10 protein-coding genes and 1 tRNA gene are annotated in these 9,924 nt (G+C 47.9%); 2 read left to right on the forward strand and 9 right to left on the reverse strand.

Annotation, left to right across the window (positions count from 1 at the left end; genetic code table 11):
* Window positions 1-70 precede the first annotated feature (70 nt).
* Window positions 71-577 carry a tRNA adenosine(34) deaminase TadA gene (gene tadA / locus IEY53_RS31265; RefSeq protein ID WP_189031815.1) on the forward strand — a complete coding sequence of 169 codons (507 nt, stop codon included), beginning with the start codon at window positions 71-73 and terminating at the stop codon, window positions 575-577.
* A gap of 25 nt (window positions 578-602) precedes the next feature.
* Window positions 603-1,178 (forward strand): GNAT family N-acetyltransferase, encoded by a 576-nt coding sequence (locus tag IEY53_RS31270; RefSeq protein WP_189031796.1) that lies wholly within the window; start codon window positions 603-605, stop codon window positions 1,176-1,178.
* Between the two features lie 73 nt (window positions 1,179-1,251).
* Here the strand turns inward: IEY53_RS31270 and IEY53_RS31275 are convergent, their stop codons facing one another.
* From IEY53_RS31275 to guaB, 9 genes are all read right to left on the reverse strand, one after another.
* Window positions 1,252-2,346, reverse strand: a complete 1,095-nt coding sequence (locus IEY53_RS31275; protein WP_189031797.1) for a hypothetical protein — start codon at window positions 2,344-2,346, stop codon at window positions 1,252-1,254.
* A gap of 103 nt (window positions 2,347-2,449) precedes the next feature.
* Window positions 2,450-2,602 (reverse strand): small acid-soluble spore protein P, encoded by a 153-nt coding sequence (locus IEY53_RS31280; protein WP_189031798.1) that lies wholly within the window; start codon window positions 2,600-2,602, stop codon window positions 2,450-2,452.
* 22 nt (window positions 2,603-2,624) lie between these two features.
* A complete protein-coding gene (locus tag IEY53_RS31285; protein WP_189031799.1) occupies window positions 2,625-2,963 on the reverse strand; it encodes a hypothetical protein in 339 nt (112 codons plus the stop codon).
* 167 nt (window positions 2,964-3,130) lie between these two features.
* A tRNA-Ser gene (locus tag IEY53_RS31290) sits at window positions 3,131-3,219 on the reverse strand.
* Window positions 3,220-3,283: 64 nt separating this feature from the next.
* Entirely contained in the window at window positions 3,284-4,573 is a 1,290-nt protein-coding gene (gene serS, locus IEY53_RS31295) for a serine--tRNA ligase (RefSeq protein ID WP_189031800.1), read from the reverse strand.
* Window positions 4,574-4,657: 84 nt separating this feature from the next.
* On the reverse strand, window positions 4,658-5,242 hold the full coding sequence (gene pdxT / locus IEY53_RS31300) for a pyridoxal 5'-phosphate synthase glutaminase subunit PdxT (RefSeq protein WP_189031802.1): 585 nt from the start codon (window positions 5,240-5,242) through the stop codon (window positions 4,658-4,660).
* A gap of 18 nt (window positions 5,243-5,260) precedes the next feature.
* Complete coding sequence (gene pdxS / locus IEY53_RS31305; protein ID WP_189031803.1) at window positions 5,261-6,142, reverse strand: pyridoxal 5'-phosphate synthase lyase subunit PdxS; 882 nt, start codon at window positions 6,140-6,142, stop codon at window positions 5,261-5,263.
* Window positions 6,143-6,254: 112 nt separating this feature from the next.
* Window positions 6,255-7,655, reverse strand: coding sequence for a D-alanyl-D-alanine carboxypeptidase family protein (locus tag IEY53_RS31310; protein WP_229696447.1), 1,401 nt, complete (start codon window positions 7,653-7,655; stop codon window positions 6,255-6,257).
* 124 nt (window positions 7,656-7,779) lie between these two features.
* The gene (gene guaB / locus IEY53_RS31315) at window positions 7,780-9,237 is read right to left on the reverse strand and encodes an IMP dehydrogenase (RefSeq protein ID WP_189031819.1); all 1,458 of its coding nucleotides are present in this window, start codon (window positions 9,235-9,237) and stop codon (window positions 7,780-7,782) included.
* Window positions 9,238-9,924 lie beyond the last annotated feature (687 nt).

The raw sequence follows: 9,924 nt of genomic DNA on the forward strand, positions 1-9,924 counted from the left end.
CAGAGTTATGCACAATTTGTTAAGAACGAATATTTGTTCGTTGTACAATGGCTTCAGTTTAGAAGGGAAGATGCGCTTGAACAGTTATGATAAAGAGCCTCTAGAGAATGAGCAGACGGTTCATGAATATTGGATGAAGTACGCAATTGCAGAAGCCCGCAAAGCCGAAGCGCTGGGGGAGGTGCCTATCGGGGCTGTAGTGGTACGACATGGAGAGATCATAGGACAGGGCTATAATCTCCGGGAAACAACCATGGACTCGACGGCTCATGCAGAGATGGTGGCTATTCGTGAAGCCAGCCGTTTTCTGAACTCCTGGCGTCTCCTTGATTGCCGGCTGTATGTTACCCTGGAGCCATGCCCTATGTGTGCAGGTGCTATAGTGCAATCCAGAGTCCCGCTTACGGTATACGGTACGCCCGATCCCAAAGCAGGCTGTGCCGGAACCCTGATGAACTTGCTGGCAGAGCCGCGGTTTAACCACCGTACTGAGGTAGTACAGGGCATTTTACAGCCAGAGTGTGCAGAGCTGCTCACCACATTTTTCCGGCGTTTGCGCAAGAAGCCTGCAGAGTAGAAAATAGAACCAAGGAGGAGTAGCCATGTCTTTGACTTTATATCACACCGCTCAAGGGATTTACATCTCACCGCTGTTGCCCGAGAATGCGGAGATTCTTCTGCAGCTGCGTCTGAACAACAAAGTTGCCCATCAAGCATTCGAACCAAGGCGTGAAGAAGATTTCTACACCCTTGAAAGCCAGCTTCAGTTCATCCGTCAGCGCATCCACGATGCCGAACAAGACAAGGCCTATATGTTCGGGATCTTTCTGCTGGATGGACGGCTGATCGGTCAGATTACCCTCTCCAATGTAGTACGGGGAGTAGGGCAATATGCTGATCTAGGCTACTTTATCGATCATGAGTTGCAAGGCAAGGGATATACATCGGCAGCCGTTGGGCTCGTAATCGGATATGCTTTCCGCGCACTTGCGCTGCATAGAGTGCAAGCCTCCATTCTGCTGCATAATGAAGCCTCGCGCCGGGTACTGGAGAAGAGCGGTTTCCAGGCCGAAGGAATTGCCCGCCAGTTGATTAAGATTAATGGACAATGGCAGGATCACCAGACGTATGCCCTGCTGGCTGAAGACTTTTTACAGTCACAGTCACAATCTCAATAACCCGGCGGATATACACAAACACCCGCATATGCGTAAGATACACGCACCTGCGGGTGTTGTGGTTATTCTCTAATTAATAAGTACTCATGCTGCCAAATTGTTCTTCCAGCTCTTTAAGGGTAACAACTTCTTCACCTTGAGGAATGCCGATTTTGAATGCAGCCTTTTCATTAATTTTGCTGTATTGATTGCTGCCTGACAAGGACAATCCTACATTAACGCCTTCTTCTGGATTGTTCACTTTAATATCCATCAGCAGATCTTGGTAAACGGGGAAGTTATCCTTATCGATCGCTGTGTTGAAGTGGAATTGATTAATCGTCAGATATTTGTTCAGATCAACCAATGCTTTATCCAGTTCAGCTTTAGCATCTCCGGATTGGATCTCTTTTTTGGCGTCAGCCAGATCCGCCGGCTCTATCTGCAGCATTTCTTTGTATTCATCTTTGCCAAGAATATCAATGATCTTCGGCAAAGCATTGTTTACAAGTATAGTGATGGCTTCCTTAACGTTGTCATTGGTCACTTGGAATTGTACGACCTGCTTAGCTTCAACACCCTCCGGCAAATTAGCATCCTTTGGTTTGATGTCGTTAAAGTACTTCTCTTGGTCGTATTCCCCCAACAGCGTGTTCAATACTTCGTTGGAGAGCTGCTGCGCTTTTTGGGTATCCATTGTAGCCGGATTGAATTCTGCACCTTCCTGCTCAGCCAGTTCTTTCAGATCAAGCTCCAGGAACTTGCCAACGATAGTTTCCGGAATCGGGAAGAACGGTATGGATGGAACCTTGACATACATCTTCTCCTTGGTCATTACCATAGGAATGGTGAAGCTCATGGCCATATCGCCTTTCAGATTAAGAACCAGTGTAGCTTCGGTTTGCATCGGTTCTGCCTGATATACGCTATCCACTGTGAACTCGGCATTCTTGAGCATGCTGAGCACCTGTGAAGTCATAGCATCGGCCTCTTCACCTGCACTTCCAGCATCAATAGTTAAATTGTTGATGACCATCTTGCTCTTGCTTTCATAAGACTTCATGGTCAACACTTCGGAAGCCGCTGCACTCAAAGCCTCTTTTGGTTCTTGCTTGCTTGCACATCCCGGCAGTATAACTGCTGCTGTAAGCAGAAGCGCTGCTGCGGAAATCCCCCATTTTTTAATCATTTTGTTTCTCCTCTCCCATGTAAAAAAAATTTCCCCTCTTTAATGATAAACCATTTGTCGAATCAGAGAAACAAATTCTTATCAAATTGTTTCCAAATGAGTGTTATCCTTGCGGATTGTGATGGTCGACATGGTTGGCCTGCTTCACCTTTTTAGAGCCGGATAACGGCTCCTGTCCAGATGAATGCTTCTCTTTCCTCCGCTCACTGCCAGAAGGGTGAGTGCCGGGAGCAGGCATGCTTTTGGGCTTGCTCATCATTCTTTCCTCCTATCAATGGTTAGTGAGTTAGCTTGTGCAGAGCTTGGGCACACTCGTGGATCTGCCTGGTGTATCGCTGAGCCAACTGTTGTACAGCATCACTGCGCTCATCGGTATGACGACCGTCCTGTTCGACATCAAGCAGGTCTACGGCTACCTCTCTGCTGTCCACATACGTGCAGCGGAAATCCAGCGAGTACCCCTGCCGCCCGGCTGCATTAAAATGGACTAGCAGGCTGTGCTGATCTGCTGCATCTGCCTGTACAGTGAAGCTCTCCCCTTTGTCCATCAAAGCAGGCAATTGTTCCTGCCATGCCGAGACAAGACTGTGCTGATCCAGCTGCAATTCATGGTTCATGGTTATCATCAGCCTCCTTCTCTAATACATTGCGGAGAAAGGGGGCTTTTTATTCCCGCCTCTGGCAGGCACAGATATATATACGGCCACTTCTTCAAATGGTCGCAACAAAAAAGCCGCCCTTTATGGGGACGGCTTCTATCTATATACGATTCAATGTTTAGGAATGGCGGAGAGGATGGGATTCGAACCCATGTGAGCTTGCACTCTAACGGTTTTCAAGACCGCCCCGTTATGACCGCTTCGGTACCTCTCCAATGCATCAAAATTTCACATGCACTAAGAATTATACCACAGTTCGTAAGGAATAAGCAATACTATTACTGAGAAGTTTTCATTGCAATGGATTTAACATTGCGCATGTATGGCTGCAAGCATTCCGGAATCAACACACTGCCGTCCTCTTGCTGATAATTCTCCAGAATGGCAGCCACAGTCCGGCCCACAGCCAGCGCCGATCCATTCAAGGTATGGACGAACTCGGGCTTGGCTTTGGGCTCTTTACGATAACGGATATTCGCCCGGCGTGCCTGGAAGTCCTCTGTATTGGAGCAGGATGAAATTTCACGATATGTGCCGCTCTCCGGCAGCCATACCTCCAAATCGTACGTCTTGGCGGCGGTAAAGCCCATATCCCCCGTACATAACCCCAGCACACGGTATGGCAGCTCCAGGAGCTGCAGAACGCGCTCAGCGTCTGCTGTCATCTTTTCCAACTCCTCGTAGGAGGACTCCGGTGTAGTGAGCTTCACCAGCTCCACTTTGTTGAATTGATGCTGACGAATCAAACCGCGCGTATCACGGCCTGCCGAGCCTGCCTCAGAACGGAAGCAAGAGCTGTAGGCCACATGATATTTAGGCAGATCTGCTGCGGTCAGGATCTCTTCCCGGTAGTAGTTGGTCACTGGAACTTCAGCAGTAGGAATCAGGTAATATTCAGTATCGCGAAGTTTAAACAGGTCCTCCTCGAACTTGGGCAGCTGACCCGTTCCATACAAGCTGTCTTTGTTGACGATATATGGGGGCAGCATCTCTTCATAGTTATGCTCTCCACTGTGCAGATCCATCATGAAATTAATCAGCGCACGTTCAAGACGGGCTCCAAGTCCCTTATAAAAAGCAAAGCGGGAACCTGTGACCTTGGCAGCGGCTTCAAAGTCGATGATATCCAGCTGCTGGGCGATCTCCCAGTGCGATTTGGGTGTAAAGCTGAAGGCTTTCGGCTCAGACCAGCGGCGAATCTCTACATTTTCTTCTTCTGATTTCCCCACAGGGACAGACTCATGGGGAATATTCGGAATGCTCATCGTGAGATCAGAAATTTTGGCATCAAGCTCGCGTACCTCATCATCAAGCTCTTTAATCCGATCGGATACTGTACGCATTTCCGTAATTAAATCGTCCGCGGCCTCACCATTCTTCTTCTTCTTGGCCACTTCACCGGATACAATGTTGCGGCGGTTCTTCAGTCCTTCCGTTTCCTGCAGCCGCTCACGGCGGCGCAGATCAAGCTCCGGGAAGTCAGCAATGAGATCAAGCGATTTCCCTCTTTTCTCCAACGCTTGCTCCACCCGGCTGTACTCACTGCGTAACACTTTTACATCTAGCACAAAGTTTCCCTCCTGAAAACAGCCCAAACTCTTTCAAAATGCTGGATACAGCTTTGAAAGAGTCAGGATGTCTTATATGCAATTCTATTTGTTAGCGGTCCCGCTGGCCTCCACCATATCGGCAAAGTACTGGTGCAGCCTGAAATCATCCGTAAGCTCCGGGTGAAAAGAGGATACGAGCAGATGACCCTGACGCGCAGTCACAATCTCATCCTTATACACCGTCAGCACCTCAACCTCGGGACCCACTTCATTAATAAGCGGGGCACGGATAAATACGGCACGGACCGGCTCATCAATGCCTTTAACCTCCAGATCACACTCAAAGCTTTCCCGCTGACGCCCAAACGCATTCCGGGCCACGGTGATATCCATCAGCTCCAAATGTCCTGCTTCGCCACCGGCAATCTTTTTGGCCAGTACAATCATACCGGCGCATGTACCAAAGATAGGCTTGCCCTGATGGGAGAAATCACGTACAGCCTCAATAAAGCCGTACTTACGCATCAGCTTGCCGATGGTAGTGCTCTCTCCCCCCGGAATAATCAGCCCATCAATTTCTTCCAGTTGTTCCACGCGCTTGATCGGCAAGCCTGTGGCCCCGGTCTTCTCTATGCTGACAATATGCTCAGTTACGGCGCCTTGAAGCGCCAGCACTCCTATTCTCATCCGGTAACCTTCTCTCTATTAACGGCCACGCTCCGACATACGCTCAGCAGGGCTCAGGGATGCAATGTCAATTCCCTTCATCGGTGTACCCAGATTCTTGGATACTTCTGCAATCAGCTTGTAGTCTGTGTAGTGTGTAGTTGCTTCAACAATGGCACGGGCAAATTTCTCAGGGTTGTCCGATTTGAAAATCCCGGAGCCCACGAAAACCCCATCCGCACCCAGATGCATCATTAATGCCGCATCCGCCGGAGTGGCTACACCGCCTGCAGCAAAGTTAACAACCGGCAGCTTGCCTAGCTCATGTACTTCAAGCAACAGCTCATAAGCCACACCGAGGTTTTTGGCCTCATGGTACAGCTCATCCTTGGATAGGTTAGTCACTTTACGGATTTGGCTATTGATAAAACGCATGTGACGGACAGCCTCAACGATGTTGCCGGTTCCGGGCTCACCCTTAGTACGAATCATGGATGCTCCTTCGTTAATCCGGCGCAGTGCTTCTCCAAGATCCTTGGCACCACACACAAAAGGAACAGTAAATTCACGTTTATTGATATGGAAAACCTCGTCTGCCGGGGTGAGCACTTCACTTTCGTCCAAGTAATCCACGCCCAGAGATTCCAGAACCTTAGCTTCTACATAATGGCCAATACGTGCTTTAGCCATAACGGGAATACTTACAACCTTGATTACCTCTTCTACAATCGTAGGATCAGCCATCCGTGCTACCCCGCCGGCAGCGCGTATATCGGAAGGAACACGTTCCAGAGCCATAACCGCTACTGCACCTGCAGCCTCAGCAATCTTTGCCTGCTCTGCATTCATAACGTCCATAATGACGCCGCCCTTTTGCATTTCTGCCATGCCTCTTTTTACTCGTGATGTTCCTGTTTCCATGTTCAAGCCTCCCGAATTATCTATCTGAATCTAACTTGTAATTTTACCGCAAGGCGGCTATATATACAACCCATTCACTTGGAATTTCAACTGTCGAAGGCAGAAACCGCCATTAGAACAGATTCTTGATTCCTGTAAACAGATCGCTGAAAAACTCTCCTATAGCTCTGAGAAGCAGCTTGAACCAGCCGGCCTTTTCGGCTTCCTCAGTAGCAATTAAATTCACTGTCTTCTGCTGCACTTCAGACATTCCATCCGCCTTGTACGAATAGGTTACTTTGCCTAATTTGGTCGAAGCTGCAATAGGTGCAACTACGGTTGCCGGATCATTGATTTGTACCGTGGTTTTTATTGCAGGATTAACGGTTCCTTTGGGTACAATAAACGTAACGCCCGCGTCAGTGACTACAGGCACTTCCTTGCTCTTTCCCTTCTGCACCGGAACTGTTTCGTAACCGGAAACTACGGATTTGGGTGCAATCACCTGTTTGATCTCAAAATTGTTGAAGCCGAAATCAAGAACCTTCTTCGTCTCCGTAAAACGATGTGCTTCAGAATTGGCTCCCATTACCACACTGATGAGACGCATTTCATCACGTACGGCGGTACCTGTAAAATTGTTCCCCGCTTTGCTGGTATGCCCTGTCTTCAACCCGTCCAAGCCGGGATAGGCGTAGGCCTTAAAGTTCGCAATGTCCTTGTTCGCTTCGAGCATCCAGTTTATGTTAATCATGGGCTCCTTGTCACGCTCACGGAACTTATAGGATTGGATTGTAGTAAATCTGGTGAAATCGGGATGGTCCGTAACGATATATTTGGCTAGAATGGCAGCATCCATGGCCGACATTACGGTCTCTCGGTCAGATTCAGGCTGATACTTTTCGGGCATGTCAGCCCGGTCAAGCCCCGTAGTATTGATGAAGTAAGCTGTCTTCATGCCCATCTTCTGGGCGGTTTCATTCATCAGTTTTACGAAATCCTGCTCGGAACCGGATACGTATTCCGCCAGTGCCACAGTAGCATCATTGGCTGATCCAACAGCCATTGCTATGTAAAGCTCTTCAACAGTATGTTCGTCACCTATAGCCAGAAAAATACGCGATCCGATCTGCTTGGCGGCATTTTCCTTCACAACGACTTTATCTTCCCAGGAGAACTTGCCATTCTTGACAGCATCGGCTACAAGATATTCGGTCATCATTTTGGTCATACTGGCCGGAGGCAAGGGCTCATCCGCATTCAGTGACATCAGCACCTGGCCCGTAGTTGGCTCAAGCAACACCGCTGATTTCAGATTGAGGCCGAGCGATTCTATTGAGGGGATCTTGACGGCCTTCGCAGGCGCTGTTTGCGTTGTCTTGGTATCTGTAGAACTGGACTCCGTCTTGGCAGGAGTCTTTACGGCTTCGGCCATAGCCGGAACACCAGGGGTTAAAAGCATATTTAAAAGTATACCTACTGTTGCAGTTTTAATCATAAATTGCCTGCTGCTGAATTTACGCTTTGGCTTCAATTCTATTACTCTCCTTTGAATCTCAAATCAGTGCTTGTTCTATTCTAACACAGGGGTATCAGCAAAAAAAGACAGTCAGGATGAAATTCGTCCTGACTGTCCGCAAAATAAGCCGACTTGGCGATTATAAGGAATAATTTGGCGCTTCCTTCGTAATTTGCACATCATGTGGATGGCTCTCGCGAAGTCCGGCTCCAGTGATACGGATAAAAGCAGTGTCATTGCGCAATTCATCCAGTGTCTTGGTTCCACAATACCCCATTCCGGAACGTAAACCGCCAATCAGCTGGTGAACGGTATCAGAAAGGCTGCCTTTAAAGGCTACACGGCCTTCGATGCCTTCTGGAACAAGCTTCTTGTCATCATCCTGGAAGTAGCGGTCCTTGCTGCCTTGCTTCATGGCGCTCATACTGCCCATACCGCGGTATACTTTGAATTTGCGGCCTTGGTAGATTTCGGATTCACCCGGACTCTCTTCAGTACCTGCGAACATGCTTCCCATCATAACTGCATGAGCTCCGGCACCAATGGCTTTGGTAATCTCTCCAGAGTATTTAATTCCACCATCCGCGATGATTGGAATTCCATATTCGCGGGCTACAGTAGCACAATCATAAATTGCCGTAACCTGAGGTACACCAATACCTGCAATAACTCGTGTTGTACAAATGGAACCTGGACCAATACCAACCTTAACTACAGATGCTCCTGCTTCAATCAATTCCCGGGTAGCATCGCCTGTAGCCACATTTCCCGCTACTATAGTAAGTTCTGGATAGAGACCACGGATTTGGCGGACCGCATCAATAATATTAATATGATGGCCATGCGCGGAATCGACAGTGATTAAATCCACTCCCGCTTTGACCAAAGCTTCTGTACGTTCCAGTGTATCCTTGGAAATCCCAATTGCTGCACCTACCAGCAGCCGGCCTTGGGCATCCTTCGCTCCATTAGGGAACTGGATGGCTTTCTCAATATCCTTAATGGTAATCAAGCCCTTAAGAATGTTGTTCTCGTCAACGAGCGGCAACTTCTCAATCTTATGACGCTGCAGGATTCCTTCTGCTTCCTGAAGTGTAGTTCCTACGGCTGCTGTCACAAGATTCTCATGGGTCATGACTTCTTTAATCTGAATGTTAAAATCGTGGATAAAGCGCAGGTCGCGATTGGTGAGAATACCCACCAACTTATTGTTCTCATCTACAATAGGGACACCGGAAATACGGTATTTCCCCATTAAGTGTTCAGCGTCGGATACCCAGTGGTCTGGCGTAAGAGAGAAAGGATTCGTAATAACTCCGCTCTCGGAGCGCTTCACACGGTCCACTTCTTCCGCCTGCTGCTCCACGGACATATTCTTGTGAATAATACCGATGCCGCCTTCGCGGGCAATAGCAATTGCCATGGCCGCTTCTGTTACCGTGTCCATCCCTGCACTCATGAGCGGAATATTCAGCTTAACATTCTTGCTCAATACAGTAGACAGATCTACCTCCTTGGGCAGTACCTCGGATTTACGCGGCACCAACAGCACATCGTCAAAAGTCAGTCCTTCTTTACCAAACTTATCTTCCCACACCTGGGTCATTCCTCCTCATTAATCTCTATTCGTCGAATCGCCCACAAACTTTATAAATGAAGAATGCTTCTTCTAGATCAAGTCCATTCAAGAAAGACATAAATTCCGACCTGAAAGTTGTATCAACAGATATCTTCAAAATAGGTTTGAGATGCTGGTCCAAAAATATATTATTGCCATCTTAGCAAAGGGTTTTTGGACTGTCAAGAATATTACATCTTCAGTGGAGGTATTGGGAAATTGAGCATGTAGTAAGCGAATTCTTGGACGAGAGTCCGCGTGGAATGGACATACACACGGATTTATGATCTATAACCTGAATTTACGCACAACTAATTTTGCTTACCGTTGCTGCGGCTTATTCAATGTGTTTAGTACAGCAGAATCATGCTTTGATCGCTCCAAGCCGCATTCTAATGTATATCGTACAGCAGAATATTAGAAAACCGACTTCTCCCGGCTATTCCTCCCCTTTCTGATGTACTAAGTACATTAGCATCATAGATTGCTTTTATTTTCTCTTCTTTTAATGTAGAAAATACAGTCAAGCAGTTAAAAAACAAAGATTAGGCAATATAGGTTCGCAAAAATAACAAAAAAGCCACTGTTGATTGCTCAACAATGGCATCCTCGTGCTTGGCGACGTCCTACTCTCCCAGGACCCTTCGGTCCAAGTACCATCGGCGC

Source organism: Paenibacillus albidus, assembly GCF_014644435.1.
GTDB classification, from domain to species: Bacteria; Bacillota; Bacilli; order Paenibacillales; family Paenibacillaceae; genus Paenibacillus_AQ; species Paenibacillus_AQ albidus.

What these genes read in the sequence shown, in the direction of transcription:
- pdxT (WP_189031802.1), bottom strand. Translation starts at nt 5,242, where the DNA reads ATGAGAATAGGAGTGCTGGCGCTTCAAGGCGCCGTAACTGAGCATATT.
- IEY53_RS31280 (WP_189031798.1), bottom strand. Translation starts at nt 2,602, where the DNA reads ATGAGCAAGCCCAAAAGCATGCCTGCTCCCGGCACTCACCCTTCTGGC.
- IEY53_RS31285 (WP_189031799.1), bottom strand. Translation starts at nt 2,963, where the DNA reads ATGAACCATGAATTGCAGCTGGATCAGCACAGTCTTGTCTCGGCATGG.
- IEY53_RS31270 (WP_189031796.1), top strand. Translation starts at nt 603, where the DNA reads ATGTCTTTGACTTTATATCACACCGCTCAAGGGATTTACATCTCACCG.
- IEY53_RS31275 (WP_189031797.1), bottom strand. Translation starts at nt 2,346, where the DNA reads ATGATTAAAAAATGGGGGATTTCCGCAGCAGCGCTTCTGCTTACAGCA.
- pdxS (WP_189031803.1), bottom strand. Translation starts at nt 6,142, where the DNA reads ATGGAAACAGGAACATCACGAGTAAAAAGAGGCATGGCAGAAATGCAA.
- tadA (WP_189031815.1), top strand. Translation starts at nt 71, where the DNA reads ATGCGCTTGAACAGTTATGATAAAGAGCCTCTAGAGAATGAGCAGACG.